Below are 26,307 nucleotides of genomic sequence, written 5' to 3'. Positions count from 1 at the left end.
CTCTACCCTAGCCAATGTCGACAAGAATTGTCGCACCGGGGCTCACCCGGCGCGTACAAGGCACGATTCTCAGGCGAAAGTGACGGTGCCTCCCGGGCCGAAGGCGTCGGCCTCGCCGACCTCGCCGAGGTGCCACGCCTCGATGTCGTAACCGCCGAGGAGCGCGACGGCCTCGTCGGCGACGGAGGGCGGAACGACCGCGACCATCCCGACCCCCATGTTGAGGGCCTCGTCGAGATCGGCCTGGGCGATACCGCCGAGTTCGCCGACCACCGAGAAGACCGCCGGCGGGGTCCAGGTCGAGCGGTCCAGCCGCACCGAGACCGACTCCGGCACGACCCGGGCCAGGTTGGCGGCGAGGCCTCCCCCAGTGATGTGGCTCATCGCGTGGACCTCGATCGCATCGGCCAGCGCCAGGCACGGCTTGGTGTAGAGCCGTGTGGGAGTGAGCAGTTCCTCGCCGAGGGTGCGTCCGAACTCCGGCACCTCCCGATCGAGTTCCCATCCGGCGACGTCGAAGAACACCTTGCGGACGAGCGAGTAGCCGTTGGAGTGCAGACCCGAGGACGCCATGGCGACCACCACGTCACCGGGCCGGACGCGCTCGGCGCCGAGGAGACGGTCCGCCTCGACGACGCCGGTCGTCGAACCCGCGATGTCGTACTCGTCGGGAGCGAGGAGGCCCGGGTGCTCGGCGGTCTCGCCGCCGACCAGCGCGGTGCCGGTCTCGGCGCACGCCATCGCGATGCCCTTGACGATGTCGGCGATGCGCTCGGGCACGACCTTGCCGCAGGCGATGTAGTCGGTGAGGAACAACGGCTCGGCTCCGCACACCACGAGGTCGTCGACGAGCATGCCCACGAGGTCGAAACCGATCGTGTCGTGCTTGTCCATGCGCTGGGCGATGGCGACCTTGGTGCCCACACCGTCGGCGGACGATGCGAGGAGCGGGCGGTCGTAGCTCTTGAGCGCCGACGCGTCGAACAAGCCGGCGAACCCGCCGATGCCGCCCACGACCTCGGGCCGGGTGGCCTTGGCCACCCACTGCTTCATGAGCTCGACGGCGCGATCGCCCTCGGCGACGGAGACGCCGGCGTCGGCGTAGGAGGTCATGACGGAAGCACCTTCAGCTGGGTCGTGTCGGGGTTCTCGAGCAGATGCTTGCCGATGAGGTCGTCCTCGGGCAGCGCGACCGGGTAGATGCCGTCGAAGCAGGCCCGGCAGAGGTTGTCCTTCGGCACGTTCGTGGCGTCGACGAGGTCGTCGAGCTCGACGTAGGCGAGCGAGTCCGCACCGATCGACCGGCGGATCTCGTCGACGGATGCCCCGTTGGCGATGAGCTCGGCGCGCGAGGCGAAGTCGATGCCGTAGAAGCACGGCCACTTGACCGGCGGGCTCGAGATGCGCACGTGGACCTCGGCGGCACCGAACTCCCGGAGCATCCGCACGAGGGCGCGCTGCGTGTTGCCGCGGACGATCGAGTCGTCGACGACGACGAGGCGCTTGCCGGCGATGACATCGCGCAACGGATTCAGCTTGAGCCGGATGCCGAGCTGGCGGATCGTCTGCGACGGCTGGATGAACGTGCGGCCGACATACGAGTTCTTGACGAGGCCGTGACCGAACGGGATGCCGCTCGCCTCGGCGTAACCGATCGCCGCCGGCGTCCCGGACTCGGGAACGGGGATGACGAGGTCGGCGTCGACCGGGGCCGATTGCGCCAGCTTGCGTCCGATGTCCGAGCGGACGCTGAACACGCGCTGGTCCGCGATCGTCGTGTCCGGACGAGCGAGGTAGACGTACTCGAAGATGCAGCCTTTGGGCTCGGAGGGAGCGAAGCGCTCGCTGCGGACGCCGTTCTCGTCGATCGCCACGAATTCGCCCGGCTCGATCTCTCGGATGAAGGACGCGCCGACGATGTCGAGGGCGGCCGTCTCACTCGCGATCACCCAGCCGCTGTCGAGGCGGCCGAGCACCAGCGGACGGATACCCTGCGGGTCGCGCGCCGCGTACAGCGTGTGCTCGTCCATGAAGACGAGCGAGAACGCTCCACGCAGGCGCGGGAGGACCTCCAGCGCCGCCTCCTCCACCGAGCGGTCGGGGTAGGACGCGAGCAGGCTCGCCATGACGGCGGTGTCGCTCGTGGCGGTCTCCTTGGAGCGCTCCCCGATCGCCTCCAGGCGCGCGTCGAGCAGTTCCACGAGCTCATGCGTGTTGGTGAGGTTGCCGTTGTGGCCGAGCGCGACCGAACCGGTCGATGTGGGGCGGAACGTGGGCTGCGCGTTGTGCCAGACACTGGCGCCGGTCGTCGAGTACCGGGCGTGACCGATCGCGATCTCCCCGACGAGCGACTCCAGCGTCGCCTCGTCGAAGACCTGCGAGACGAGGCCCATGTCCTTGTAGACGAGGATCTGGCGGCCGTTGCTCACCGCGATGCCGGCCGACTCCTGGCCACGGTGCTGCAACGCGTAGAGGCCGAAGTAGGTGAGCTTGGCGACTTCCTCGCCAGGGGCCCAGACACCGAAGACACCACAGGCATCCTGGGGGCCGACGTCGTGGGGATCGATGTCGTGGGTCAAGCGACCGTCTCCGCGGGGCACGTCCACCAGTGTAGGGGGCGCGCACACCCCGCCGCACCGGGCGCGGAGCGCTGGCGGGAATCCGCCTCCTCGCGCGACCGGATCGCCAAGGCGAGAGCGACATGGTCTGATGAGGCATGGACGGGAACATCGTGAGCGTCGAACGCATCATCGCCGCACCTCCGGAGACGATCTTTGCCGTGCTCTCCGACGCGGCCCGCCATCGCGACTTCGACGGATCGGGAACGCTGCAGGGGACGAAACGCGAGTCGCATCCGCTTCAGTTGGGGTCGCGGTTCGGCATGTCGATGAAGTGGGGCGTGCCGTACTCCACCGTGAACGACGTCGTGGAGTTCGATCCCGCGAACACGATCGCCTGGCGGACGACGGCGTTCGGCGGCGTGATCGGCGGGCGCGTCTGGAGATACGAGCTTCTTCCGGTCGAAGGTGGCACCCACGTGCGGGAGATCTGGGACATCGGCGCCGACAAGCAGCGCGTTCTCCTGCGCCATAGCCCGATGCCCGAACGGACCCGGCGGGCGATGCAGAAGTCGCTCGAACGACTCGCCCAGTTGGTCGAGAAGTCCGGATGATCCCCTTCCGCAGCGAAGGCCGCCGCGGGTAGGGTCGTGACCCACATCACACTGATCCGGAGGCCTTCATGTCGTTCCCGTTGCCGCCAGCCACGGTCCTGCCCGATTTTCTCGAGCACCACGCCGCCCAGCGACCGGACGACCGATGCTGGATCTACGGCGACCGGACCTGGACGTGGCGCGAAGCCTGGCGTGATGTGCAGAAGACCGCCGGCGCACTGCTCGCCTCCGGCGTGCGGCACGGCGACCGGGTGGCGTTCGTGGACAAGAACAACCCCGCGATCCTCCAGGTGCTCCTCGGCGGCGCGCTCGTCGGGTCGTCCGTCGCGATCGTGAACTGGCGGCTCGCCGGCGACGAACTCGACTACACGATCAACGACTCCGGGGCGCGGATCGTCTTCGTCGGGCACGAGCTCGCCGAGTCCGTGGCCCTCATCCGCGACCAGCTGCCCGGCGTCGAACGGATCATCGTCGTCGGGGGCCCGGACGACGAATTCGAGCGGTGGGTCGATGACGGCGAACCCACCGGCAAGCAACCCGATGCGAGCGCCGACGACACCGTCGTCGTCATGTACAGCTCCGGCACGACCGGGCGCCCCAAGGGCGTGCAGCTCACCCAGCGCAACCTCCTCGCGCACACGAGGAACGCGATGGGCGAGATCGAGTACGACCACGCCGAGGACATGATGCTCATCGCGATGCCGATGTTCCACGTCGGCGGTTCGTCGTACTCCTTGTTCGGCATCGCCACCGGCACCACCGGCTACGTCATCCGCGAGGTCGAACCGGGCGCGCTACTCGCCGCCGCGCAGGCCGGCGTGACGCACGTGTTCCTCGTCCCCGCCGTGGTGGCGGGCCTTCTGCAAGCGGGACCGGACGTCATGGGTCTGTTCCGCGGACTCAAGCACTTCGTCTACGGCGCGGCTCCCATGCCGCTGCCGATCCTGCGCGGTGCGATCGAGCACTGGCCCACCACGCGCTTCCATCAGGTGTACGGCCTGACGGAGTTCGGCGGGGTCATCACGATGCTCGACGACGCCGACCACCGCGATCCCGAGCATCCGGAACGGCTGCTGTCGGCGGGCAAGCCGGTCGAGCACGCCGAGGTCCGCGTCGTCGACACCGTCACCGGCCGCGACGTGCCGCCCGGGGAGCCGGGCGAACTCTGGTTCCGCACGGAGCAGTCGACGATCGGCTATCTGGGCAAGCCGGAGGCGACGGCGGCGTTGTTCGCTGAGGGCGATTGGCTGCGCACTGGCGACATCGGACGCGTCGACGAACACGGGTTCGTCTACGTCGAGGACCGCGCGAAGGACATGATCATCACCGGCGGTGAGAACGTGTACTCGCCCGAGGTCGAGCGCGTGCTGACCGAGCACCCCGCGATCGCCGAGGTCGCCGTCATCGGCGTGCCGGACGACGTGTGGGGCGAGGCGGTCAAGGCCATCGTCGCGCTCGTGCCCGAGCACACGGTGACGGAGGAGGAGATCATCGCCTTCGCCCGCGAGCGGCTCGCCGGCTACAAGACCCCGAAGTCGGTCGACATCGTGGACGCGCTGCCACGCAACCCGTCCGGCAAGATCCTCAAGCGCGACCTCCGCAAGCCGTTCTGGGCCGACCGGAGCCGCCAGATCTGAATCGTCGTCGACGGATCGACCACTCGTCACGCGCACGTCGCCGTGATGTCGCCGTGAGGTTCTAGCGTCGTCGGATGCTTCACCGTGGTTTCGTCGGTTCGTGCCTCATCCTGATCGGCGGCCTCGTGGTGTCGCCCTTACCCGGTTCCACGCCGCTGCTGGACCTCGAGCCGCTGGCTGCCATCCGAAGCCAGATGCCGGGGAGGATGGCCGGGCTCGTCGTCGTGCTCGGCGGTCTCGGTCTCCTCGCGACTGCCTGGTTGTCGCTGTGCCGATCGGTCGCGGACGGCCCCGGTGATGTCGCCGGCATCCGGTCAGCCCGCGCAGCCGCCGCCGCCTGGAGCCTGCCGCTTCTGCTCGCTCCACCCCTGTTCTCCCGCGACGGCTGGTCGTATGCGGCGCAGGCGACCATGACCTACGTCGGCGCCTCGCCCTACCAGTTCGGGCCGAACGTCTTGTCCGGCCCGATCCTCGAGGCGGTCGACCCGCGGTGGATGGCCACCGTGACGCCCTACGGTCCCTTGCCGCTGATGGCCGGGGCGATGTTCGCCGCCGTGGTCACCGGCCCGTGGCAGCTCGTCATCGCGCACCGCCTCCTCGCTCTCCTCGGGCTCGCGCTTCTCGCCTGGGCGCTGCCGCGGTTCGCCGCGTGGGCGGGCACGAACCCCGCACTCGGCAGCGCGGCGGCCCTGGCCTCGCCGCTCATGCTGGCCAATGGGGTCGGCGGCTTGCACAACGACCTGCTGATGGTCGGCCTCATGGCCGCGGCGCTGGTCGTGGCGGCCGAGCGGGGATGGTGGTACGGCGCGGCGCTGGGCGGGCTGGCCGCTGCCGTCAAGCTCCCCGGTGGCCTGGTATGCATCAGCGTGGCGCTCGTCACCCTCGCAGCAGGGGTGCCGTGGGGTGACCGGGTGCGCCGGCTCGTCGGGGTCGCCGCAGTGTCGGTGGGGACCCTCGTCGCGCTCGGCGTGGCGGGAGGACTCGGGGTCGGATGGATCGACGCGCTCTCCGTTCCCGGAACGGTGAACACGCCGCTCTCGGTTCCCACGGTGCTCGGCGGTGCGCTGGACGCCACGGCAGGCCGCCTCCTGGAGTTTCCCGGCGCCACCTTCCTCGAGGCGTTCCGCACGCTCGGCATGCTCGCCGCGCTCGGCTTCGCGGCCGGGGTCGCTCTCCGCTGGCCCAGCGGCTCTCGCGAGCGGGCGCTCGCGGCGACCGCCGCCGTCACGGGGGTGATGGTGCTCCTCAGCCCCGTCGTCCATCTCTGGTATCTGCTGTGGATCGTGCCGTTCGCCACCGCTCTGCGGCTGCATCGCGTCGCGACGATCGCCGTGTACGGCGTCGGCGTGGTGGGTGGTCTCGCCGCGCCCCTCGATTCCTCGCTGCACGGCGCCTACGTCGCGATCATCATGGGTTGCATGACCGCGGCGGGAATGCTGGCCCTCGCCCTGCTGACCCCGCGGGCCCGACGGCGTCTCGATCAGATCGTGACGCCGGGCGAGCGTCAGGCGGGGACGTCGATCCGCCGCGACACCGCCGCGTGAACCTCGAGCATGCGCCCGACCGTGGCCGCCCAGGGGAACCGTTCAGCGCGCTGCCGCGCGGCCCGGCGCGTCTCGTCGACGGGGCGCGCGGTGAGCGCGAGGACGGCGTCGGCCAGCGCCGCCGGCTCGGGGGCGCCCCACCGACCTGAACGCGCGCACACCAGCTCGCGGGCGCCACCGCGGTCAGCGGTGACGACCGGGGTCCCGCACGCGAGTGCTTCGAGCACGGCAAGCCCGAAGGTCTCGCCCGGGCACACCGATAACGCGATGTCCGCGGCACCGAGGTGGGCGGCCAGCACGCGCCGGTCCGCCACGTGGCCGTGGAACACGACGGGGGCGTCCCCAGCAGCCTGCACCAGTTCGTCGCGCTGTGGGCCTTCGCCGTACACGTCGAGCCGTACGGGGACTCCCCGTCGGTGAAGTTCGACCGCGGTGGCCACCGCCAAGGCCGGCGACTTCTCCCGGGACAGCCGACCGGCATGGACGAGTCGCAGGACGTCGGACGGCTGCCGCCGCGGCGGCGGCGAGAACAACTCGAGATCGACGCCGAGCGGCACCCGGTGCAAGAGCGCCTCGGCGGCCGGGACGGATCGGAACTCCGCCTGCGCGAAGCGCGACGTCACCACGACCGCGTCGAAGCCGCGCGTGATGGTGCGGTTCCACCACTGCAGCGGCATCCGAGTTCCCGGCTCGCTTCCCAGGCGCATCGGCACCATGTGGTCGAGCCGTTCGTGGGAGAACAGCACCGATCCCACACCGCGCCGACGCGCCCACCACCCTGCCGGCACCAGGGTCGACTTGTCGTTGACCTCGACGCTCGTCGGGGCGAAGTCGTCGAGCAGGTCGGCGACCCGCCAGGGCTCCGCGAGCAGACGGTAGCCACCACCCACCCGGGGAGCTCGCAACTGCACGACGTCACCCTCCTCCGTCTCCACGCGACGGTCGCGAGGTCCGGGCACGACGAGCAGCCGCTCGACTCCCGACTCGACGTAGCCTCGGCCGATGGCGGCGACAGCGGTCTTCATCCCGCCCGACAGCGGACCGATGAAGCTGGCCAGTTGAGCGATGCGCACGGTGCGACCATGGCGCGGTCGGGTGACGAGGAGTCGAGCACCCGGTGGACGCCGTGCGTCCACTCCGTTCACTCGCCCGCGAGTCGCGCGTACTCCTCGGCCGACGATGCCACGTCGCGCTGATATTGCGCCGAGTTGTTGTAGGTCCGGACGGCGGCGATCCACCCTTGATCGTCGTCGAGTCCGTCGTCGGGGACGCTGCACAGATAGCGGGCGGCAGCGAGCGCTGCGTCGTCGATGTGGTGCGGGTCGGCGTCGCCGTCCCCGCTCCCGTCCGCGCCCCACTCCTCCCACGTCTGAGGGATGAACTGCAGGGGCCCGACCGCCCGGTCCCACACGTCGTCGCCGTCGAGTTCGCCGCCGTCGGTGTCGGGGATCTCCCGCGTGCCGCGGGTGCCGTCCAACGGAATCCCCCGGATCTCGTCTGTGGAGCGGCCGTCCTCGCCGATGCTCCCCCCGAAGATCGTGCCGTGCTGACTCTCGATCTGCCCGATACCGGCGAGAGTGTTCCAGCCGACCACACACCCGTCCTCGTCCCGGACCCGAAGGTCGGCGCCCGCGTAGGCGGCGAGAACCCGCGCGGGGATGCCCGTGGCAGTCGACGTCCGGGCGACCCAGCCGGGGTCGGCGAGCGAGGAGACCGCCTCACCCCTCTCCACGCCGGCCGGCGCCTCGACGGGCTCGGCGGCCGGGCCGGTGAACTCCGGCTCGGCCGACCCGCAGCCTGCGAGAACGACGGTCAGGAGCACCGCGACGGCACCGGAGCGAACGGGAGCCATGCGGGTGACGTTAGCCGCCGGGCCCTAGCCCTGCGTCGAACCTTCCACTCCGCGGAGAAGGATGAAGGCCGCAGCCGCGAGAGCCAGGACCGCGATGGCAGCACCTGTCGCAACGAAGCTCATCGCGGACGCGTAGGAGTCGACGACGACGCTCGTCGCCTCGGAACGACCGTCAGCGAGCCGAAGCCCCTCTTCCAAGGAACGACTGGACACAACAGCGTTCGCGGCGGCGCCTCCATCCGATGGCGCATCGCCCAAGCGCCACTGGTAGACCGCCATGCTCGCGCTTCCGAGCACCGCGATTCCCCCGGCATTACCGAGTTCGTTGCCGGTCTCAGAGAGTGCCGCCGCGGCTCCGGCGCTTTCCGCCGGGGCGGTGGAGAGGATCAGATCAGGACCGAGGACGCCCACGGGCGCGAATCCCAAGGCCATGACGGACGTGCCGAGAACAATGGGAACGACGCCACTTGACGGTTCTGCTTGCGCCACGATCATCAGTCCCGCCGCAGCCAGCACGAGACCGCCACCGATGATCGACGTGACCGGGAAGCGCCGAGTGAGACGACCCGTGATCAGCGACGCCATGATGAGCAACGCGGTTTGCGGCAACATCAACAGAGCCGTCTGCAGCGCGGAGAGCCCCACCACGAGCTGCAGGAACTGCGCGGTGAGCAGGTAGATGCCAGCCATGCACAGACCGAGGGTGACGTTGGTCATCAGCGAGACCGAGAACGCCGGAACGCGAAAGAGCGACAGGTTGAGAAGCGGGTGCGTCGCCGCGTTCTGCCTCCGGACGAACGCTCCGGCCGAGACGACGGCGATGAGCATCGCAGCGACTACCGCGCTCGTCAGGCCCTCCCTCGCCCCGTGTTTCACGCTGTAGACCCCGGCCAGCATCGTGCAGACGAGCAGCCCCGCCCCGAGCACGTCCAGCGGCGGCACCACCTCCTCCTTCGACTCGGGAAGCAGCAGGGGCGCGGCGATGACCAGCAACGCCATCAAGGGAAGATTGATGAGGAAGACCGACCCCCAGTCGAACCGAGCCAACAACACACCAGCGACAAGCGGACCGAGCACCGCGCCGACCGAGAAGCAGGTCGCCCAGATCGAGATGGCGAAGGTCCGCTCGCGTCCGGTGAAGAGTGTGCGAATGAGCGCCAGGGTCGACGGCATGAGGGTCGCGCCGGCGACGCCTTGAAGAGCGCGGGCGAGAATCAGCATGTCCGCGCTCGTCGACACGGCCGCAAGCAGGCTCGTGACGCCGAATCCGAGGGCCCCGACGACGAGCAGCCGACGCCGGCCGATCCGGTCCCCCACCACCCCCATCACGATGAGGAGCCCGGCGATCACGAATCCATAGATGTCGGTGATCCAGAGCGCTTCCACCCCCGTCGCACCGAGGTCTCTGCTGAGGGTCGGTAGCGCGAGCACGAGCACCGACAAGTCCATGGAGACCAGCAGCGTGGGTAGCGCCAACACGGCGAGGCCGAACCAGCGGCGGTCGGCTCTCGCCGGAGATCCGGCGTGCGGTCGTGACATGGTCATCCCTTTCATTCCGTTACGTCTCGTAACGGAATGCTAATCTGTCCGCATGGCCACGTCCAGCCCCGGTCGTCCTCGCGACGAAGCCATCGATCGGGCGGTACTCGGTGCAACGGTCGAACTCCTCGACGAGGTGGGGTATCAGCGGTTGACCATCTCGGCGGTCGCCGCGCGCGCTGGCGCGACGAAACCCGCGCTGTACCGCCGCTGGCCGTCCCGCGAACGACTCGTCATCGCAGCACTCCATCGCGAACTCCGCACCATTCGCGCCCCTGATACGGCCTGCACCTTGTGCGACCTTCACGAGTCGATCGGGCTCTTCGCTCACGCCTTCGGGAATCGATACGTCACGGTCTTGGGACCGCTCCTCGCCGATTGCGCGGGCGATGACGACCTTCGGAGGGCCTTCATCGAAGGACTCTTCGATCCAGCCCGCGACGCGGTGCGGCATACCCTCGTGAACGCCGTCGAGCGCGGGGACCTGCGCGACGACCTCGACCTCGATCTGACCGTCGATATGCTCGGGGCGATTCCTCATTACCGCGCGATATTCGGAGAAGTTCCGCTGGGAAGCGACGACATCGAGCGTGCCGTGGTCACTCTCCTCCGCGGGATCGCCGTGGACTACGAGGCGCTCGTGGCGCATAGCCGACAGATCGACGACGCACCCGCCACGCACGACCGGCACCTGCCGCTGCAAGCGAGCACGTGATGACGGCCGTCCCTAGCCGATCACGTCAGCGGGAGGTAGGGGCTGAGGTCTGATCGTTCGCCGCTCGCGCGCACCTGGGCGTCGGCCCACGCGATGCGTCCGCGAGCGAGCGCGATCCACGTCGCGGCGTCCATCTCGACGACGGCCGGTGGAGTACCGCGTGTGTGGCGCGCACCTTCGATGCACTGAACGGCCGCGAACGGCGGGACGCGGACCTCGACGCTCGTGCCCGGCGCTCGTTGGACGAGAAGCGCGAGCAGGTGCTTGACGGCGGCCTTGAGGTCGGATCGGTCGGCGGTGCCCGCATCCAGACGCTCGCACAGGTCGGCGAACTCGGCAGCGGGCAGAGGCGTGAGACGACGGGCCACGGAGCCAGCGTAGAGACGAGCGCCGCAGCGGCGTCATAGGGTCGGGACATGACCGACGCCACGCGCACCGCGACCCCCATGGACCGCCTTGCCGAGCAGTGGTTGGACGCCCTGCTGGAACTCAACCCCGAGCTGCACGTCGAACTCGGCCGACCGGGGCGTGAGGGCCAGTGCGCCGACCTCTCCCCCGACGGCCATGCCGCCGCGGCCGACGCCGCCCGGTCGACGCTCGCCGCTGCCCGGCGGACCGAGGTGACCGACGAGATCGACCGGGTCACGCAGGCCGAGCTGGTCCGCACCCTCGAGTTGGCGATCGAGCAGTACGAGGCGGGGTTCTGGCAGCGCGACCTCAACGTCATCGCCTCGCCCACGCAGAACCTCCGCGACATCTTCGACCTGATGGCCACCGACAGCGACGACGACTGGGAGCACGTGGCGATGCGGATGCGCCAGCTTCCCACCGCGGTCGACGGCTACATCGCCTCGCTCGAAGCCGGCATCGCGGCCGGCAACACGCCCGCGGTGCGTCAGGTCGCCGAGGTCCTCGCCCAAGCCCGCAAGCAGACCCTCCCGGACAACTTCTTCATCGCGCTCGCTCGACGCGGTCCGGAGAACCGCCGGACCGAGCTCGCCTCCGCCGCCGCCGACGCCAGTGCGGCGTACATCCGGCTGGCCGACTTCCTCGAGCGCGATCTCGCTCCGGTCGCCACCGTGCACGACGGCGTCGGTCGGGAGCTGTACGCGCTTGCCTCGCGCGGCTTCGTCGGCATGGAGATCGACCTCGAGGAGACGTACGCCTGGGGCCTGGAGGAACTGGCGCGGATGGTCGCCGAACAGGAGGCGATCGCCGACGAGATCCTCCCCGGTGCCACCGTCGGCGAGGCCATCGCGCACCTCGAGACCGACCCGTCGATGCAGTTGGAGGGCACCGACGCGCTCCAAGCATGGATGCAGCGCGTGAGCGACCAGGCGATCGCCGAGCTCGGTTCGACGCACTTCGACATCCCCGAACCGCTACGCCGCCTCGAGTGCATGATCGCGCCGACGGACGAGGGCGGCATCTACTACACCCCGCCCACCGAGGACTTCTCGCGGCCGGGCCGCATGTGGTGGAGCGTGCCGGCCGGGGTCACACGGTTCGACACCTGGCGCGAACTGACGACCGTCTATCACGAGGGCGTTCCGGGTCATCACCTCCAGCTGGGTCTCGCGGTGGCCGAGTACAACCAGCTCAACGCGTGGCGCCGATTCAATTGGAACTCCGGGCACGGGGAGGGCTGGGCGCTGTACGCCGAGCGACTCATGGACGAACTCGGGTATCTCGCAACGCCCGCGGACCGGCTCGGGATGCTCGACGGACAGCGCATGCGCGCCGCGCGAGTCGTCCTCGACATCGGCGTGCACCTCGGGCTGCCGAAGCCCGACGGCTCGGGCCCGTGGACCGGCGATGATGCGTTCGGTTTCCTGGCTCAGCACGTCAACATGAACGAGGGCTTCGTCCAGTTCGAGGCGAACCGCTACCTGGGCTGGCCGGGCCAGGCGCCGTCGTACAAGGTCGGTCAGCGCGAGTGGGAACGGTTGCGTGACGACTGGGTCGAGCGGAACGGCAACGACCTCAAGCGGTTTCACGCCGACGCGCTCGCCGTCGGCAGCGTCGGACTCGGCACGCTCCGCGAGTCGCTGCTCGGCTGAAGGTCCTCCTCGCGCGAGTGGTGCAGATTTCTCGGCGAGTGGTGCGACTGCGCGACGCATCCGCTCCGCCGAGCGCGAATCTGCACCACTCGCGGGAGTCCTGGTTGGCGGGAGCGGGGATGGGTCAGGCCGGAGAGGCCGCGGCGTCCTTCTCCTCGTCGTCGCCGCCGGGCAGCTGGCAGGCCCATTCCAGGAGCAGTGCGGCAGCGAGCAGGAGGGCGGCCGCAAGCGCCGCCGCTCCGCTGTGCAGGAGGCGTTCGCGACCCAGGACGCTGTCGACGTCGATGTAGGCGAGCGCGAAGCCCCCGTAGCCGCCGGCGAAGACCGCGCCGACCATGATGCAGGACTTCGCGATGGCCAGCAGCTGGATCGCCCGATCGACGTGCATCGTCAGCTTGCGACGGTGCAGCGTCTGCCATGTGTTCCACGCCAGGCCGCCGACGATGACGGCACCGGTGGCGAGAATGACGGCCGCGGCCCAGCTGGGCCGCGGCGCCTGCCCCTCGAACCGCACCGCCAACGGCGGGAGCAGCCGGCCGATGATGAGACCGACCGCGAGGAGCGCGGTGACGTAGAGCGCCGAGCTGCGCTTGGCCCGCCTCATGGCGACGTCACAAGATGATCTCGACGTCCTCGCGCTTCACGACGCCCGAGGTGTCGATGTCGCCGATGAGGTCGGCGACGAACCCCTTGCCGGGGATCTCGCCCTCGGGGTCGACCTCGAGCCACGGGACGAGCACGAAGGCGCGCTCGTGGGCGCGCGGGTGCGGGAGCGTCAGCTGCTCGTCGTCGGCGATGCGATCGCCCACGACGATGATGTCGACATCGAGGGTGCGCGGAGCGCCCGGCTCGCCGCGCTCGCGCCCGAAGGCGTCCTCGATGGCCATGGCGCGGTCCAGCAGCGTGTGGACGGTGAGCGTGGTGTCGATGAGGACGACGGCGTTGAGGAACTTGCCGGAGTCCTCCGGCGCACCGACCGGCTCGGTCTCGTAGACCGAGGAGATGGCGACCACGGTGACCTCGGGGGTGTCCTCCAGGGCCGACACGGCGCCCTGCAGTCGTCCGGCGCGATCACCCAGGTTCGATCCGATGGACAGGACAGCCTGCCGGATGGGGCGCATGCCACCGGTCATCGTGTCCGCGTCGAGAACGTACGGCGTGGGCGATTCGGTCACTCTTTACTCCGCTCTATCGTGACGGCGACGTCGGAGAACGCCACCCGTATCGGGGCCTCGGGCTTGTGCACCGTGACGCTGGTCCAGCGCACGGCCTCATGCTCAAGACACACGTTCACTATACGGAGCGCGAGTGTCTCGATCAGATCCACGGGGTCCCCGGTGATCACTGCATGAATCCGTTCGGCGAGCACACCGTAGTCGACCGTGGCCGCGAGGTCACCCTCACGCGCCGCGCGTTCCAGGGACAACGCCAGCTCGACGTCGACGACGAAGCGCTGCCCGTCGCGGCGCTCGTGATCGAACAGCCCGTGATGCCCGTGCGCCTCGAGGCCTTCGAGCCGGATGCGGTCGAGAGGTTCGGCGGTCATCAGGAACCCTCCTCGCCGGGGTCGGGGATCGCCACGGGTGAGGCGTGCCGCGACCAGAAACGCCAGCGGCGACCGTCGCGGACCAGCAGACTCGAGCAGATGGCGGCACCTCCGGTGAACGACTCGCTCGTCTCGCCGTCGGAGAGGATGTTCTCGGTGCACACGACGAGCGCGCTGGAAGGCTGGTCCGCCCCCACGGGGAACGTCGTGATCTCGATGTCGGTGAGGAAGAACTGGATGTACTCGATCTGCGCCATGAGCACGGCCCAGGAACGCAGCACCGTCTCGGTCCCGTGCAGCGGCGGAGCCGCCGGGTGCACGCACGTGACGCCGGGGTCGTCGACCCACAAGGAAGCCATGAGGTCGAGGTCGCCGGTCTCGATGGCGTCGTAGAACGCGCGGTGCGCCGCCAGCACGTCGCGGGTCACGCTCCCGCCTCCCGCATCCGGGCCACGACTCGCACGGCGTCAGCCGAGGGGCGCGGCTCGTGCACGCGGACCGCCCAGGCGTCGGCCAGCGCGGAGAGCGTGCTGATCGCCGCCGTCGCGTCTTCGCGCTCGTCCGTGGGTCGCAGGGAGCCGTGGGCGGCGAGCAGCTCGCCGAGAAACCGCTTGCGACTCGCAGCGACCAGGACGGGGAACCCGAGAGCATGGAACGCGTCGAGCTGGGCGAGAAGTTCCCAGTTCTGCGCCCCGGTCTTGGAGAAGCCGAGTCCGGGGTCGGTGATGATGTTGGCCGGGTCGATACCCGCCGCGACCGCGTCGTCGATCTGCTGCTGCAGTTCGTCCAGCACGTCGGCCACGACGTCGTCGTACTCGGTGTGCTGCTGCATCTGCGCGGAGTGGGCGCGCCAGTGCATGACGACGAACGGCACGCCGGCGTCCGCCGCGACCGCCGTCATGCGCGGATCGGCTCGACCTCCGGACACGTCGTTGAGGATGCGGGCGCCGGCGTCCAGGGCGCGCTCCGCGGTCTCGGCGTTCATCGTGTCGACGGACACCACGACCCCGCGACGCGCCAGTTCGGTGATGACCGGCAGCACTCGCCGCTGCTCCTCCTCCGGATCGACACGGACGGCGCCCGGCCGGGTCGACTCACCGCCGACGTCGACGAGGTCGGCCCCCCGTGCCACGAGCGCGAGCCCGTGCGCGATGGCGGTGTCGGTGTCGAACCACCGGCCGCCGTCGGAGAACGAGTCCGGGGTGACGTTGACGACGCCCATCACGGCGCAACGGCCCCACGCGGGCAGGGTCGGCAGCTGAGGGGTCACGCCGCCACGTTACGCGGTGATGAGGCCCATGGCCTCCGCGCGGGTCGCGGGATCACGCAGCTGACCGCGCACCGCACTCGTGATCGTCTTGGCACCGCCCTTGCGCACCCCGCGCATGGTCATGCACAGGTGCTCGGCCTCGATGACGACGATGGCACCGCGCGGCTGGAGCACCGTGACGAGCGCCTCGGCGATCTGCGTCGTGAGTCGCTCCTGCACCTGAGGACGGCGCGCGTAGACGTCGACGAGCCGGGCCAGCTTGGACAACCCGGTGACCTTGCCACCCTCGGAGGGGATGTATCCGACATGGGCGACTCCGAAGAACGGCACCAGGTGGTGCTCGCACAGCGACCACACCTCGATGTCCTTGACCAGCACGAGCTCGTCGTGGCCGACGTCGAAGGACGCGGTCAGGACGTCGGCCGGGTTCTGGTCGAGTCCGGCGACGAGTTCGACGTACGAGCGCGCGACACGCGCCGGCGTGTCGCGAAGACCCTCGCGATCGGGATCTTCACCGATCGCGGCGAGCAACTCGCGGACCGCGGCCTCAGCGCGCGGGAGATCGACGCTCATGCCCCGTCTCGGGAGTCGGGGGCGTCGCTCGGCGGGGCGTCGGACTCTGAGTCCGGGCCCACGACGATGCCCTCGTCACGGTCGTCGGCGGGCTTGTCGCCGGTGCTCGCCGGGATCACGACGGGCGGCAGGTCCGACGGCACACGGCTCTCCGAACCGGTCCACGCCGGTCGGACCTCGCGACGGCGCAGCGGCTCGAAGATCCGCGCGACCTGGGCCTTGTCGAGAGTCTCCTTCTCCATCAGCTCCACGACGAGCGCGTCGAGGACGTCGCGGTTCTCGTTGAGAATGTCGAAGGCCTCCTGGTGGGCGTGACCGATGAGCGCCGCGATCTCCTCGTCGATCGCCGACGCGACCGACTCGGAGTAGTTGCGCGAACTGCCGAGGTCGCGGCCAAGGAAGGGCTGGGAGTGGTCCTCGCCGAAGCGGATGGCGCCGATACGCGCGCTCATCCCGTACTGCGTGACCATGGCGCGGGCGAGGTTGGTCGCCTTCTCGATGTCGTTGCCCGCACCCGTCGTGGGGTTGTGGAACACGAGTTCCTCGGCGGCGCGGCCACCGAGCATGTAGGCGAGCTTGTCGAGCAACTCGGCGCGCGTCTGCGAGTACTTGTCCTCATCGGGCAGCACCATCGTGTAGCCGAGGGCGCGACCACGCGGGAGGATCGTGATCTTGTGGACGGGGTCGCTCTGCGGCAGGGCCGCGGCGACGAGCGCGTGGCCGCCCTCGTGGTACGCGGTCACGAGACGCTCGTGCTCGTTCATGAGACGGGTGCGCTTCTGCGGACCGGAGATGACGCGGTCGATCGCCTCGTCAAGCGCCGCATTGTCGATGACCGTCTTGCTGCTGCGCGCGGTGAGCAGCGCCGCTTCGTTGAGGACGTTGGCGAGGTCGGCACCGGAGAAGCCGGGGGTACGCCGCGCGACCGATTCGAGATCGACGTCCGGCCCCATCGGCTTACCCCGCGCGTGGACCTTGAGGATGTGGGTACGGCCGGCGAGATCGGGTGCCTCCACGGCGATCTGTCGGTCGAAACGGCCCGGTCGCAGCAGTGCCGGGTCGAGCACGTCGGGACGGTTGGTGGCGGCGATGAGGATGACACCGCCGCGCACGTCGAAGCCGTCCATCTCGACGAGGAGCTGGTTGAGGGTCTGCTCGCGCTCGTCGTGACCGCCGCCCATGCCGGTGCCACGGTGGCGTCCGACGGCGTCGATCTCGTCGATGAAGACGATGGCGGGCGCGTTCTCCTTGGCCTGCTCGAACAGGTCGCGGACACGGGAGGCCCCCACGCCGACGAACATCTCGACGAAGTCCGATCCGGAGATCGAGTAGAACGGCACGCCGGCCTCACCCGCGACGGCGCGGGCCAGCAGCGTCTTGCCGGTGCCGGGCGGCCCGTACAGCAGCACGCCCTTGGGGATCTTGGCGCCGACGGCCTGGAACTTCACCGGCTCCTGGAGGAACTCCTTGATCTCGCCGAGCTCCTCGATGGCTTCGTCCGCACCCGCGACGTCGGCGAAGGTCGTCTTGGGGGTGTCCTTGCTCATGAGCTTCGCCTTGGACTTGGCGAACTGCATGACCCTGCCGCCGCCGCCCTGCATCGAGGTCAGCAGCCAGAAGAACAGCAGGAAGAAGATGATGAGGGGCAGCATCGTCCCGAGCAGCGACATGATCGGGTTGCTGCGCGGCACCTCGACGTTGTAACTGTCCATGTCGCCGTCGTCGACCTGCTGCTGCGCCTGCTCGACGAGTCCGCTGCTCTGCTGTTCGCCGAGCCACGTGGCCTTGACCTGCTCCTCGTCGTCGCCCTTCAGCGTCGCGCGGATCTCCTGCTCGCCCTCGACGAACGTGACCTCCTTGACCTTCTGGTCCTCGAAGTACTTGACCATGGTCGCGGTCTTGACCTCGCGGTAGCCGTCGGCGCCGGAGGAGAGGTTGAGCACCACGATCACCAGGATCGCGATGAGGAGGATCCAGAGCCAGGGGCCCTTGAAGAGTCGCTTGACGTTCATGCGGTGCCAGGGAGTCCGTTCAGGAGTAGACGTGCTCAGCCAGTGTGCCGATACTGCGCAAGTTGCGGTACTTCTCGTTGAAGTCCAGACCGTAGCCGATCACGAACGCATTGGGGATGTCGAAGCCCACGTACTTGACGTCGACGGGGATCTCCAGCGCCTCGGGTTTGCGCAGCAGCGTGGCCACCTCGACCGACGCGGGGCCGCGGGACTTGAGGTTCGCGACGAGCCACGACAGCGTGAGGCCGGTGTCGATGATGTCCTCGACGATGAGCACGTGCCGACCCTCGAGCGAGGTGTCGAGGTCCTTGAGGATGCGGACGACTCCCGAGGAGCGGGTGCCGGCGTACGAGGAGACGGCCATCCAGTCGATCTCCACGTGCCGCTGCAGCGCTCGGGAGAGATCGGCCATCACCATGACGGCTCCCTTGAGGACGCCCACGAGCAGGAGATCCTCACCCTCGTAGTCGGCCTCGATCTGGCGGGCCATCTCGGCCAGCCGGGCCTGGATCTGCTCCTCGGTGTAGAGGGGCTGGGTGCGATCGATGTCGTGCTCTACGTGTTCGACGTCCACGGATTCAGCCTGCCACAGGCGTACGAATGCAGGTCAGCCGGTTCCCGGAGCGCACCACGCTCACGTGACCGGGGAGCTCGACGCGTCGCTGCCCTCGCCAGTCGGTGACGAGCGCATCGACGTGGGCCAGATGCTCGGCCGACAGTTCACCCGCCGCGGCGCCACCGTCGAGAACCAGTCGGCGCAGCACTCGCGAGCGCACGGCGTCAGGCAACGCGCGAAGGGACTCCACCTCATCGGTGTATGCCTGATCGGCGAGGCTGTCGAGCAGGTCGACATCGGCCCGGACGAGTTCGGCGGTGCGGGCCAGGGCCTCGGCGACTCCCCCGCCGAGGACGTCCTCCATGAGCGGGAGGAGCTCGCGTCGGATGCGTACGCGACGAAAGCGCGCGTCGGTGTTGTGCGGATCGTCCCACCAGGTGAGTCCGTGGGCTCGGCAGATGGCCTCCGTCTCCATGCGCCGAAGGCGGAGGAACGGGCGCACCCACCGCCCGTCTCGCTCCGGCATCCCAGCGATGGAGCGTGGGCCGGATCCTCGACCGAGACCCAGCAGGACGGTCTCGGCCTGGTCGTCGGTCGTGTGAGCCAGCAGGACGAGTGCGTCGTCAGCGTCCGCGTCGGCGGCGAGTGCGGCGTACCGGGCCCGGCGCGCGGCGGCCTCGGGCCCCTCGCGGCCCTCGGACACCGTGACGGTGACGACCCGCGCGGGGACCTCGAGGCCAGCTGCCTGCTCGGCGGCTCGAGCGGCGATCACGGCCGAACCCTCCTGCAGTCCGTGGTCGACCACGACCGCGCGCACGTGGCGATCTTGCTGTCGCGCGACGAAAGCGGCGACGGCCGTGAGGGCGAGCGAGTCGACCCCTCCCGAGAGCGCGACGACCAGCGGGCGGCCGTCGTCAGCGACGGCGTCGCGCACGAGGCCGCGGGCACGTGCCACGGTCGGGTCGAGCCGCCCGCCCATCAGCCGTGGACCCGGGCCACCCACGCATCGGGGTCGTGGATCTCGGCCTTGCTGGGCAGGTTCGCCGGCTCAGCCCACACGGCCGCGAATCCGTCCTCCCCCACCGTGGACGTGACCTTGCGGACGAAGACGGCGCCGTCACGGTACTGGCTCATCTTGGCCTCGAGTCCGAGCAGGCGACGGATGATCTTGGACAGTTCGGAGCCCCCGCGCCGACGCTGGTCGAACCTGCGCCGGATGCGGCTGACGGAGCCGATGAGGTCCGGACCGGCGACGTCCATCACGACGTCGGCATGCCCTTCGAGGAGCGACATGAGGCCGGTCATCTGATCCACCACGCGCGTCTGCTGCTCGTTCTGGAACAGGTCGGACAGCGAGGCGTCGGACTGACCGCGGACGATCTTGACGATCTCGCCCAGCGCATCGCCGAGCGCCGTGCCGACGGCGCCTTCGGAGAGGTCGGTCGCGTCGACGAACTCGTCGATGAGCCCGCGAAGGTGCGCCCGCATCCAGGGAACCCCGGTGAACTGGGCGCGGTGGGTCTCCTCGTGCAGGCAGACCCACTGGCGGAAGTCGGACGGGTCGACGCCGAGTTCGCGCTCGACGTGGAGGATGTTCGGGGCGACCAGCAACAACCGGCCGCCGGCGGAACCCTCTTCCCAGAACGGGTCGAACTGGCCGAGCACCTTCGAGGAGAGGAATGCCATGAGCCCGCCGAGTTCCGCCCCGGCGATCTTCGCGCTCATGCCGGCGGTCACGGGGCTCGGCCGGTGCGAGCGGCCCGCCGTGAGCTTGTCGGTGACCGGGTCCATCACGGTCCGGAAGGTCTCGAGATTGGCCGCGACCCAGCGTGGCCGGTCCACGACGAGGACCGGCGAGGAGACCTGGGCGGTGAGACCCGTGTACTCGGCCACCGGTTGCACGGCCCGCGTGGCGGCGTCGCGCAGCTCGGCGACGACGGCGGCGACCTCCGGACCGGACACCTCGGGTCCGGGACGGCCCCACCGCTCGGCGGTCCGCTGCGCGAACTTCCAGTCGATCATGGCCCCACGGTACTGACCGGCCCGTCGCAGCACCGGACTCTCGGCCTGCGCGCCCGCACCACGGGTCAGCAACCGCATCCGGCGATCGCGGCCGCGACGGCGTCGAGGGCGGCTTGCGTCTGCAGCGCGTTGATCTCCTCCGTGCCGTTCGCCATCACGGCGAACGCCACCGGGCGACCACCGGCGAGGGTGGCGATCCCGGCCAGGCTGTGGACGCCCGTCAGAGTTCCGGTCTTCGCCCTGACCCACCCCAGCCCGGCGGGCGCCTGGTCGAATCGCGAGCGCACGGTGCCGTCGAAACCGCCGACCGGCAAACCGCTCAACGCCGCGGAGGTGCGGTCGTCGCGAGTCGCGGCCACGAGCGTCTGAACGAGTGTGGTGGGGCTGATCCGGTTCCGGCGCGACAAGCCGCTGCCGTCGTGCAGCTCGAGGCCGTCCACGGACACCGCGTCCTGCTCGAGGGTCGTCTTCACCGCCGCGGCCCCGCCCTCGAAGGACGGCTCGTAGCCCGCTGCCCGCGCGATGTGCCGGAACAGGATCTCAGAGGTCTCGTTGTTGCTCGTGCGCAGCAGGTCGGCCACGATCGTGGCCACCGGGGCGCTGCGCACGAGCGCGACCTGCGCCGCACCCTCGGGTGCGGCGGCGGGACCGGGGTCGGCCACCTCGACGCCCCGCTCGCGCAGTAATCGCGCGAAGGCGTCCGCCGCGGCCCGCGCCGGGTCCTCGCCAGCGCCGCGGCCCTGGTCGATCCAGAGCGCGCTGATGGGCGCGACCACGGACGGAACGTAACCGTCCTCCCAGGCAGGACTGACCGCCGGCCCGCTGAACAAGCCCGCGTCGTACGTCAGCGTGAACCTTCCGGTGCCCACGCTGCGAGCCACCCGATCGGCCAGGGTTTCCAGGTCCGCCGTGACGACGGGGGACGGCTCCTCCGGCCGTCGTTCGACCAGATAGGGGTCGCCGCCGCCGACCAGCGTGAGGGTGTCACCGTTGCGCACGACACGGGTGGCGAAACGCTCGTCGGGACCGAGCACCTCCAGTGCGGCGAACGCCGTGAGCACCTTCGTGGTGGAGGCGGGGGTGAGTCCCTCGGTGCCACCACCGGCGAGGGGGGCGCCGTCCCTGGCGTCGACCGCCACGAATCCGACCTGAGGACCCAATGCGGGATCGGCGAGCGGGCCGGACACGGCCTGCTTGAGCGCGTTCGACGCGATGGGGCCGTCGCCGACGGCGTCGGCCTCCGTGTCCTCCACTCCGGCGACCTGCATGGAGTCCGGGGCGGTCGCGTACTGAGGGGGACAGGCCCCGTCGCAGATCACCCGGTTGAGGTCGCCGCGCACGTACAGCCAACCGACGCCGGCGATGAGCGCGAGGACGAGCACGACCGACGTGATCGTCCCGAGGACCCTGCGCACTCGCCCTTTCGCCACGTGAGACAGACTATAGAGTCAGCATCCGACCATCGGACGGACGAAGGTTCGTTCCGCGATGCCACCCGACACTTCCGGAGGAACCGTGATTTTCGACGTCACCGTGGAGATCCCCAAGGGGGAGCGCAACAAGTACGAGATCGACCACAAGACGCATCGGATCCGGCTGGACCGCACGCTCTTCACGTCGATGCAGTACCCCGCCGACTACGGCTTCATCGACGATTCGCTCGGCCTGGACGGCGACCCGCTCGACGCGCTCGTGATCCTTCCCTTCTCGACCTTCCCCGGATGCGTCATCGAGTGCCGTGCGATCGGCATGTTCAAGATGACCGACGAGGCCGGCGGCGACGACAAGGTGCTGTGCGTGCCCGCCACGGACCCGCGCCAGGAGCACCTCCAGGACATCTCCGACGTGGCGGACTTCGATCTCGCCGAGATCCGTCACTTCTTCGAGTCCTACAAGGCCCTCGAGCCCGGCAAGTCCGTCGAGGAAGGCTCCAAGTGGGTCGGTCGCGTCGAGGCTGAGGCCGAGATCCAGGCGAGCTTCCAGCGCTTCAAGGACAACGGCGGCTACTGAGCCGTCAGTCGCGCACGAGCACGCGCATGACGTCGGTGAAGACGTCGACGTCGACGTGCGAGTCGAGCGACCGTAGCGCGCCGAGGCCCACGCCGAGGCTCAGCAGGGCGGTCGCGACCGTCTGCACGGGAACTGTCGTGGACAGCCCCGACTCCTCCGCGACGTGTGCGACGAGCTGACCGATCGCCTCGCGGATCTCGCGGTGCCGCTTCACCAGCTCCGCGGCGACCCAGTCGTTGTGCCGGGCGACGGCGCCGAACTCGACCTCGAGCGCGGTCCAGCGAGGCTCGCCGAGACCCTGATGCGCCCACGCGGCGAACGCCTTGAGCTTGGTGTCGAGGTCGGCGTCCTGCGTGAACGCGTCGAGGACGCCCTGCACCTTCTCGGCGTGGATGACGTCCAGCACCGCGAGGCAGAGTTCCTCCTTGCCCCGGAAGTTCGAGTAGACGGCGCCCTTGGAGAACCCGGCCTCGAGCGCGACCTTGTCCAGCGACGTGGCGGCGTAGCCGTCGCGCAGGAACATCTCCTTGGCGACCTCGATGAGCCGGTCCCGAGTCTGCGCCTGGCGCTCCGCCCGGGTCACCTTCGTCTGGGTCACGGTGGCTCCTCCTCAACTCCCCGCCGGATACCGATGGTATCTGGCGGTGGTGCTCCGCGCACCGACGCCCCGCCGTGCGGGGTCGAGACGAGACTGCTCCGCTCGACGGGGTTCGGGGGCCGGATGGCCCATCGCAACCATTTCGTAGTCCTTCATAACCAGAAGTCGGTAGTCGAACCGGGCTGCGCCGGTCTACGCTGGGAGGCAACGCGGTGCCGATACGGCCCGTGGGTCGTTCGATGTCGCACCGCTAGGGGGGGGGCCATGTCCGTCGATATCACTCCTCCCGTCGAATCGATGCGTCTCGGAGCGTCCCGGGTGGCTCAAGCGCACGAGGAGATCACTCGACGGATCGCCGCGCTGCGCTCGGAGATCTCGGGCGACGACGCCCTCGGCCCCCGCGACCGTCGGCGCTGCGACACCGACACTCGCCGCATTCTCTCGGCCCTGGAGCAACTCGAGCAGGCCCTCGACAACGCCGCCCTGACCCAGCCGCTCTTCGCCGACTCGCATCCTCGGTCGGCGCACGGATGACGAGCGAGGAGACGCAGCGGGAGGAGCCCGCGCCCACCGGGCTGGAGCACCTGCGGTTCATCGCTGCGCGGCTGGCCGAACTCGAGGTCGAGCTGACCCGACTGCGTGCGCAGTGGAACGGCACCGCCACCGAGGCGTATCAAGCCGCACAGGAACAGTGGCGCGCCGCCCTGCGCGATCTCAACGCACTGCTGACACCGCGCCCGCAGGAGGAACCGCCGGCCTCGAGCCGCGCCCAGCCCGCTGAAGCCCCGGTCCAGAAGCCGCGGCGTTCCTCCCCGCGCTGGGCGTGACCACCACACCGCTACGGCACACTGACCTCATGGCGATGACACGGGAGTTCTGGCGGGCGATCGAGACGATCCACGACGTCGTCTACGTGGCCCCGAACGTCAAGGAGCGGTTCGAGGAACTCGGACTCAAAGGCTTCTGGATGGGCTACGTCGCCTCGCGGGCCGCAGCGCTGGGAACTCCCCCGCCCGAGCTGGTCATCGCGACGTTTCACGGCTTCGCTCCTGCGCGGATACGTCGCGCGCTCCCCGATGCCTGGCGTCTGGCCGATCGCGACGCCGTCCTCGACCTTCGGCTGCGCATCGCGCGCGAGGAACTCGCGGCGGCGTGGCCCGGCATCGACGTGGCCGGCACGGCCGACCGCCTCGAGGCGATGCTCGCGGGGCTCGATTGGGCCGGCAAACCCCTCGCCGCCGCTCATGCGGCGCTCCCCGTTCCGCCCGACCCGGTGGGTCGACTGTGGCACGCCGCCACCGCCGTGCGCGAGTATCGGGGCGACTGCCACGTCGCGATCCTCACCGCAGCGGGACTCGACGGGGCGGCCGCCAACGTCCTCGCGCAGGCCGTGGGGCTCGTCCCGGCCGAGCAACAGCACTCGCGCGGGTGGGACGACGCCGCGTGGGCGCGGGGGCGACGCGGTCTGCAGCAGCGCGGGTGGCTCGACGACGACGGCCGCATCACCGAGACCGGACGTGGCGCGCGCGAGCAACTGGAGGCGGCCACCGACCGGGTCTGCGCGGCAGGCCTGGACCTCGAGGCGACCGCGCACGGCGTCGCACTGGAGGGCGAACTCCTCTCGCTCGCGTACCGCGTGACCGAGCGCGGTGGCTTCCCGGACGTGAACGCGACCGGGGTGCCGCGCCCGCGCCGGTGACCGGGACAATGCGCTCATGAGCGTCCTGCACGCGTGGCGACTGTCGGTCGGCACCTTCACCGCGATCCCCGTGACCCCGCCACCGGCCGTCACCCCGCGGCTGAGCGGTGCCGCCGTCGCACTGGCACCGCTCGCGGTCCTCCCGCTCGCCGCACTGGTCGCCGCGATCGTATGGGCTGGCCGCGGACTCGGCCTCGCCCCCATCGCCGTCGCCGCCGTGGCGGTGGGCGCCCTGGCGCTGGGAAGCCGGGCGTTCCACCTCGACGGACTCTCGGACACCGCTGACGGACTCACCTCCTCCTATGACGCGACACGGGCCTTGGAGGTCGTCAAGCTCGGGAACGCAGGGCCGGCCGGAGCGGCGGCGCTGACGATCGTCGTCGGCGTGCAGATCGGGGCCCTCACCACGCTCTCCTCCGAGCCCTGGGGGCCGCTCGCCGCCGGCGTGCTGGTCTGCGTGTCACGTGCGGCGGCGGTGCTCGGCTGCATGCGCGGCGTTCCGGGCGCGCGCAAGGACGGTCTCGGCGTCACCTACACCGAGACGATCGCACCTGCGGTGGCCATCGGGACGTGGCTGGCGATCGCCGGACTCCTGTGCGCGGGGTACGCGGCCGTCGGCGAGCCCTGGTGGCGGGGTCTCGCCACCACGGCCGCGGCACTCGTCGTCATCGTCTGGATCCTTCGGCGCGCCGTGAGCCGATTCGGCGGGGTCGTGGGCGACGTCTTCGGCGCCACAGTGGAGGTCTCGCTCGCCGTGCTCCTGCTGTCGGCCACCTGAGCGAGCGAGTCAGAGCGTGAGGGCGCGCCCGGCGACGATGAGCAGGACGTCATCGCACTCGAGGGCGAGTCGCTGGTTCGTGTAGCCCAGCAGTTCGCGGAACATCTGAGCGCCCAGGTCGAGGACGTCACCACCCATCCCCGCCTCGAGCGAGACCAGGACGACCGTGCCGCGGCGGGCGGCGAGCGCCGCGGCGGCCGCCTCGACGTACTCCGTGAACCGGGGCTGCCAGTCCTCGCGCGCCTCGTCCCAGCCGTCCAACTCACCGATCAGCCAGCGCACCCAGTCGCTGACGCAGTCGACGACGAGCGCGCCCTCAGCGGTGCTGAGGGCCGCGGCCAGATCGTGCTCCTCGAGCGTCACCCACGAGGCCGGACGGCGGGCTCGGTGGGCGGCCACCCGGGCCGCGTGGGCCGGATCGACCGACGGATCCACCTCGGGGCCGGGCACCACGTAGGTGACCTGGGGCTCGGCCACGACGAGCGACTCGGCATGGAACGACTTGCCCGATCTCACCCCACCGGTGACGAGGGTTTTCGCCGACATATCCACAGCCTAGGCCTCTCAACTTGGACGTCCATCCGAGTTTCCACCGATTCGACCGAACCTTGTGGTGCGAATGGCGCTGGCATGCTCCACTGGTGCCATGCCCGGGTCAACGACTCCCTCCTGACCCGGACACCCCCGAAGCCGCGGAGTGACCAGACCAACTCCCTCTTACTCC

29 protein-coding genes are annotated in these 26,307 nt (G+C 69.9%); 10 read left to right on the top strand and 19 right to left on the bottom strand.

The window, feature by feature from the left end:
* Positions 1 to 69: 69 nt before the first annotated feature.
* Both purM and purF read right to left on the bottom strand, forming a co-directional pair.
* Positions 70 to 1,113 (bottom strand): phosphoribosylformylglycinamidine cyclo-ligase, encoded by a 1,044-nt coding sequence (gene purM, locus EHW97_RS02225; protein WP_124235538.1) that lies wholly within the window; start codon positions 1,111 to 1,113, stop codon positions 70 to 72.
* Positions 1,110 to 2,600, bottom strand: a complete 1,491-nt coding sequence (gene purF, locus EHW97_RS02220) for an amidophosphoribosyltransferase (RefSeq protein WP_124235537.1) — start codon at positions 2,598 to 2,600, stop codon at positions 1,110 to 1,112. The genes purM and purF overlap by 4 nt, the downstream gene beginning before the upstream one ends.
* A gap of 116 nt (positions 2,601 to 2,716) precedes the next feature.
* On the opposite strand from purF, the gene EHW97_RS02215 reads away from it, so the two are divergent.
* The 3 genes from EHW97_RS02215 (at position 2,717) to mptB (ending at position 6,353) form a co-directional block, all read left to right on the top strand.
* Positions 2,717 to 3,172, top strand: a complete 456-nt coding sequence (locus EHW97_RS02215; protein ID WP_124235536.1) for an SRPBCC family protein — start codon at positions 2,717 to 2,719, stop codon at positions 3,170 to 3,172.
* A 68-nt stretch (positions 3,173 to 3,240) separates the two neighbouring features.
* The gene (locus tag EHW97_RS02210) at positions 3,241 to 4,809 is read left to right on the top strand and encodes a long-chain-fatty-acid--CoA ligase (protein ID WP_124235535.1); all 1,569 of its coding nucleotides are present in this window, start codon (positions 3,241 to 3,243) and stop codon (positions 4,807 to 4,809) included.
* Positions 4,810 to 4,883: 74 nt separating this feature from the next.
* Positions 4,884 to 6,353 (top strand): polyprenol phosphomannose-dependent alpha 1,6 mannosyltransferase MptB, encoded by a 1,470-nt coding sequence (gene mptB, locus EHW97_RS02205; RefSeq protein WP_124235534.1) that lies wholly within the window; start codon positions 4,884 to 4,886, stop codon positions 6,351 to 6,353.
* On the opposite strand, the gene EHW97_RS02200 is transcribed toward mptB, so the two are convergent.
* The 3 genes from EHW97_RS02200 to EHW97_RS02190 form a co-directional block, all read right to left on the bottom strand.
* Positions 6,314 to 7,426, bottom strand: coding sequence for a glycosyltransferase (locus tag EHW97_RS02200; RefSeq protein WP_124235533.1), 1,113 nt, complete (start codon positions 7,424 to 7,426; stop codon positions 6,314 to 6,316). The genes mptB and EHW97_RS02200 overlap by 40 nt on opposite strands.
* 68 nt (positions 7,427 to 7,494) lie before the next feature.
* Positions 7,495 to 8,205, bottom strand: coding sequence for a lytic murein transglycosylase (locus EHW97_RS02195; RefSeq protein ID WP_124235532.1), 711 nt, complete (start codon positions 8,203 to 8,205; stop codon positions 7,495 to 7,497).
* 24 nt (positions 8,206 to 8,229) lie between these two features.
* Positions 8,230 to 9,744 (bottom strand): MFS transporter, encoded by a 1,515-nt coding sequence (locus tag EHW97_RS02190; RefSeq protein ID WP_166367353.1) that lies wholly within the window; start codon positions 9,742 to 9,744, stop codon positions 8,230 to 8,232.
* A 52-nt stretch (positions 9,745 to 9,796) separates the two neighbouring features.
* Between EHW97_RS02190 and EHW97_RS02185 the strand changes: the two genes are divergently transcribed.
* Positions 9,797 to 10,459 (top strand): TetR/AcrR family transcriptional regulator, encoded by a 663-nt coding sequence (locus tag EHW97_RS02185; RefSeq protein ID WP_124235530.1) that lies wholly within the window; start codon positions 9,797 to 9,799, stop codon positions 10,457 to 10,459.
* Between the two features lie 20 nt (positions 10,460 to 10,479).
* Here the strand turns inward: EHW97_RS02185 and EHW97_RS02180 are convergent, their stop codons facing one another.
* Complete coding sequence (locus EHW97_RS02180) at positions 10,480 to 10,827, bottom strand: sterol carrier family protein (protein WP_166367352.1); 348 nt, start codon at positions 10,825 to 10,827, stop codon at positions 10,480 to 10,482.
* A 48-nt stretch (positions 10,828 to 10,875) separates the two neighbouring features.
* Here EHW97_RS02180 and EHW97_RS02175 point away from each other — a divergent pair, with 48 nt between their 5' ends.
* A complete protein-coding gene (locus EHW97_RS02175; RefSeq protein ID WP_124235529.1) occupies positions 10,876 to 12,519 on the top strand; it encodes a DUF885 domain-containing protein in 1,644 nt (547 codons plus the stop codon).
* 124 nt (positions 12,520 to 12,643) lie between these two features.
* On the opposite strand, the gene EHW97_RS02170 is transcribed toward EHW97_RS02175, so the two are convergent.
* From EHW97_RS02170 to dacB, 11 genes are all read right to left on the bottom strand, one after another.
* Complete coding sequence (locus EHW97_RS02170; RefSeq protein WP_124235528.1) at positions 12,644 to 13,123, bottom strand: DUF3180 domain-containing protein; 480 nt, start codon at positions 13,121 to 13,123, stop codon at positions 12,644 to 12,646.
* A 7-nt stretch (positions 13,124 to 13,130) separates the two neighbouring features.
* On the bottom strand, positions 13,131 to 13,694 hold the full coding sequence (gene folK / locus EHW97_RS02165; protein ID WP_124235527.1) for a 2-amino-4-hydroxy-6-hydroxymethyldihydropteridine diphosphokinase: 564 nt from the start codon (positions 13,692 to 13,694) through the stop codon (positions 13,131 to 13,133).
* Entirely contained in the window at positions 13,691 to 14,065 is a 375-nt protein-coding gene (gene folB, locus EHW97_RS02160) for a dihydroneopterin aldolase (RefSeq protein ID WP_124235526.1), read from the bottom strand. Before folB ends, folK begins: the two co-directional genes overlap by 4 nt.
* Positions 14,065 to 14,493: a nuclear transport factor 2 family protein gene (locus tag EHW97_RS02155; RefSeq protein WP_124235525.1), complete on the bottom strand. Its 429-nt coding sequence runs from the start codon at positions 14,491 to 14,493 to the stop codon at positions 14,065 to 14,067. The genes folB and EHW97_RS02155 overlap by 1 nt, the downstream gene beginning before the upstream one ends.
* Positions 14,490 to 15,287 (bottom strand): dihydropteroate synthase, encoded by a 798-nt coding sequence (folP, locus tag EHW97_RS02150; protein WP_124235666.1) that lies wholly within the window; start codon positions 15,285 to 15,287, stop codon positions 14,490 to 14,492. The genes EHW97_RS02155 and folP overlap by 4 nt, the downstream gene beginning before the upstream one ends.
* Before the next feature lie 57 nt (positions 15,288 to 15,344).
* Complete coding sequence (gene folE, locus EHW97_RS02145) at positions 15,345 to 15,908, bottom strand: GTP cyclohydrolase I FolE (protein ID WP_124235524.1); 564 nt, start codon at positions 15,906 to 15,908, stop codon at positions 15,345 to 15,347.
* Positions 15,905 to 17,920, bottom strand: a complete 2,016-nt coding sequence (gene ftsH / locus EHW97_RS02140; protein WP_124235523.1) for an ATP-dependent zinc metalloprotease FtsH — start codon at positions 17,918 to 17,920, stop codon at positions 15,905 to 15,907. Before ftsH ends, folE begins: the two co-directional genes overlap by 4 nt.
* A gap of 19 nt (positions 17,921 to 17,939) precedes the next feature.
* Complete coding sequence (gene hpt / locus EHW97_RS02135; RefSeq protein WP_124235522.1) at positions 17,940 to 18,494, bottom strand: hypoxanthine phosphoribosyltransferase; 555 nt, start codon at positions 18,492 to 18,494, stop codon at positions 17,940 to 17,942.
* A 4-nt stretch (positions 18,495 to 18,498) separates the two neighbouring features.
* On the bottom strand, positions 18,499 to 19,455 hold the full coding sequence (gene tilS / locus EHW97_RS02130; protein ID WP_124235521.1) for a tRNA lysidine(34) synthetase TilS: 957 nt from the start codon (positions 19,453 to 19,455) through the stop codon (positions 18,499 to 18,501).
* Positions 19,455 to 20,498, bottom strand: a complete 1,044-nt coding sequence (locus EHW97_RS02125) for a zinc-dependent metalloprotease (RefSeq protein ID WP_124235520.1) — start codon at positions 20,496 to 20,498, stop codon at positions 19,455 to 19,457. The genes tilS and EHW97_RS02125 overlap by 1 nt, the downstream gene beginning before the upstream one ends.
* 65 nt (positions 20,499 to 20,563) lie before the next feature.
* Complete coding sequence (gene dacB, locus EHW97_RS02120; protein ID WP_124235519.1) at positions 20,564 to 21,928, bottom strand: D-alanyl-D-alanine carboxypeptidase/D-alanyl-D-alanine endopeptidase; 1,365 nt, start codon at positions 21,926 to 21,928, stop codon at positions 20,564 to 20,566.
* A 58-nt stretch (positions 21,929 to 21,986) separates the two neighbouring features.
* Between dacB and EHW97_RS02115 the strand changes: the two genes are divergently transcribed.
* Positions 21,987 to 22,508 (top strand): inorganic diphosphatase, encoded by a 522-nt coding sequence (locus EHW97_RS02115; RefSeq protein ID WP_166367351.1) that lies wholly within the window; start codon positions 21,987 to 21,989, stop codon positions 22,506 to 22,508.
* 4 nt (positions 22,509 to 22,512) lie between these two features.
* Here the strand turns inward: EHW97_RS02115 and EHW97_RS02110 are convergent, their stop codons facing one another.
* Positions 22,513 to 23,106 (bottom strand): TetR/AcrR family transcriptional regulator, encoded by a 594-nt coding sequence (locus tag EHW97_RS02110; RefSeq protein WP_243696264.1) that lies wholly within the window; start codon positions 23,104 to 23,106, stop codon positions 22,513 to 22,515.
* Between the two features lie 264 nt (positions 23,107 to 23,370).
* Here EHW97_RS02110 and EHW97_RS02105 point away from each other — a divergent pair, with 264 nt between their 5' ends.
* Genes EHW97_RS02105 through EHW97_RS02090 form a run of 4 tightly spaced genes read left to right on the top strand, consistent with a single transcriptional unit; the run spans position 23,371 to position 25,583 of the window.
* Positions 23,371 to 23,640 (top strand): hypothetical protein, encoded by a 270-nt coding sequence (locus EHW97_RS02105; RefSeq protein ID WP_124235518.1) that lies wholly within the window; start codon positions 23,371 to 23,373, stop codon positions 23,638 to 23,640.
* Positions 23,637 to 23,933, top strand: a complete 297-nt coding sequence (locus EHW97_RS02100; RefSeq protein WP_124235517.1) for a WXG100 family type VII secretion target — start codon at positions 23,637 to 23,639, stop codon at positions 23,931 to 23,933. Before EHW97_RS02105 ends, EHW97_RS02100 begins: the two co-directional genes overlap by 4 nt.
* Before the next feature lie 29 nt (positions 23,934 to 23,962).
* Positions 23,963 to 24,805 (top strand): SCO6745 family protein, encoded by an 843-nt coding sequence (locus tag EHW97_RS02095; RefSeq protein WP_124235516.1) that lies wholly within the window; start codon positions 23,963 to 23,965, stop codon positions 24,803 to 24,805.
* Between the two features lie 16 nt (positions 24,806 to 24,821).
* Positions 24,822 to 25,583 carry an adenosylcobinamide-GDP ribazoletransferase gene (locus EHW97_RS02090; RefSeq protein ID WP_124235515.1) on the top strand — a complete coding sequence of 254 codons (762 nt, stop codon included), beginning with the start codon at positions 24,822 to 24,824 and terminating at the stop codon, positions 25,581 to 25,583.
* Between the two features lie 9 nt (positions 25,584 to 25,592).
* On the opposite strand, the gene EHW97_RS02085 is transcribed toward EHW97_RS02090, so the two are convergent.
* Positions 25,593 to 26,129 (bottom strand): bifunctional adenosylcobinamide kinase/adenosylcobinamide-phosphate guanylyltransferase, encoded by a 537-nt coding sequence (locus tag EHW97_RS02085; protein ID WP_124235514.1) that lies wholly within the window; start codon positions 26,127 to 26,129, stop codon positions 25,593 to 25,595.
* Between the last annotated feature and the right edge of the window lie 178 nt (positions 26,130 to 26,307).

It is taken from the genome of Aeromicrobium camelliae, from assembly GCF_003850045.1.
Taxonomy (GTDB): Bacteria; Actinomycetota; Actinomycetes; order Propionibacteriales; family Nocardioidaceae; genus Aeromicrobium; species Aeromicrobium camelliae.
This window is presented reverse-complemented; position numbering and strand designations above follow the sequence as displayed.

What these genes read in the sequence shown, in the direction of transcription:
- EHW97_RS02085 (WP_124235514.1), bottom strand. Translation starts at nt 26,129, where the DNA reads ATGTCGGCGAAAACCCTCGTCACCGGTGGGGTGAGATCGGGCAAGTCG.
- EHW97_RS02185 (WP_124235530.1), top strand. Translation starts at nt 9,797, where the DNA reads ATGGCCACGTCCAGCCCCGGTCGTCCTCGCGACGAAGCCATCGATCGG.
- EHW97_RS02095 (WP_124235516.1), top strand. Translation starts at nt 23,963, where the DNA reads ATGGCGATGACACGGGAGTTCTGGCGGGCGATCGAGACGATCCACGAC.
- EHW97_RS02090 (WP_124235515.1), top strand. Translation starts at nt 24,822, where the DNA reads ATGAGCGTCCTGCACGCGTGGCGACTGTCGGTCGGCACCTTCACCGCG.
- folE (WP_124235524.1), bottom strand. Translation starts at nt 15,908, where the DNA reads ATGAGCGTCGATCTCCCGCGCGCTGAGGCCGCGGTCCGCGAGTTGCTC.
- folP (WP_124235666.1), bottom strand. Translation starts at nt 15,287, where the DNA reads ATGGGCGTCGTCAACGTCACCCCGGACTCGTTCTCCGACGGCGGCCGG.
- EHW97_RS02100 (WP_124235517.1), top strand. Translation starts at nt 23,637, where the DNA reads ATGACGAGCGAGGAGACGCAGCGGGAGGAGCCCGCGCCCACCGGGCTG.
- EHW97_RS02215 (WP_124235536.1), top strand. Translation starts at nt 2,717, where the DNA reads ATGGACGGGAACATCGTGAGCGTCGAACGCATCATCGCCGCACCTCCG.
- EHW97_RS02125 (WP_124235520.1), bottom strand. Translation starts at nt 20,498, where the DNA reads ATGATCGACTGGAAGTTCGCGCAGCGGACCGCCGAGCGGTGGGGCCGT.
- EHW97_RS02210 (WP_124235535.1), top strand. Translation starts at nt 3,241, where the DNA reads ATGTCGTTCCCGTTGCCGCCAGCCACGGTCCTGCCCGATTTTCTCGAG.
- tilS (WP_124235521.1), bottom strand. Translation starts at nt 19,455, where the DNA reads ATGGGCGGGCGGCTCGACCCGACCGTGGCACGTGCCCGCGGCCTCGTG.
- purM (WP_124235538.1), bottom strand. Translation starts at nt 1,113, where the DNA reads ATGACCTCCTACGCCGACGCCGGCGTCTCCGTCGCCGAGGGCGATCGC.
- folB (WP_124235526.1), bottom strand. Translation starts at nt 14,065, where the DNA reads ATGACCGCCGAACCTCTCGACCGCATCCGGCTCGAAGGCCTCGAGGCG.
- EHW97_RS02195 (WP_124235532.1), bottom strand. Translation starts at nt 8,205, where the DNA reads ATGGCTCCCGTTCGCTCCGGTGCCGTCGCGGTGCTCCTGACCGTCGTT.
- mptB (WP_124235534.1), top strand. Translation starts at nt 4,884, where the DNA reads ATGCTTCACCGTGGTTTCGTCGGTTCGTGCCTCATCCTGATCGGCGGC.
- ftsH (WP_124235523.1), bottom strand. Translation starts at nt 17,920, where the DNA reads ATGAACGTCAAGCGACTCTTCAAGGGCCCCTGGCTCTGGATCCTCCTC.
- EHW97_RS02115 (WP_166367351.1), top strand. Translation starts at nt 21,987, where the DNA reads ATGCCACCCGACACTTCCGGAGGAACCGTGATTTTCGACGTCACCGTG.
- EHW97_RS02170 (WP_124235528.1), bottom strand. Translation starts at nt 13,123, where the DNA reads ATGAGGCGGGCCAAGCGCAGCTCGGCGCTCTACGTCACCGCGCTCCTC.
- EHW97_RS02105 (WP_124235518.1), top strand. Translation starts at nt 23,371, where the DNA reads ATGTCCGTCGATATCACTCCTCCCGTCGAATCGATGCGTCTCGGAGCG.
- EHW97_RS02190 (WP_166367353.1), bottom strand. Translation starts at nt 9,744, where the DNA reads ATGTCACGACCGCACGCCGGATCTCCGGCGAGAGCCGACCGCCGCTGG.
- EHW97_RS02175 (WP_124235529.1), top strand. Translation starts at nt 10,876, where the DNA reads ATGACCGACGCCACGCGCACCGCGACCCCCATGGACCGCCTTGCCGAG.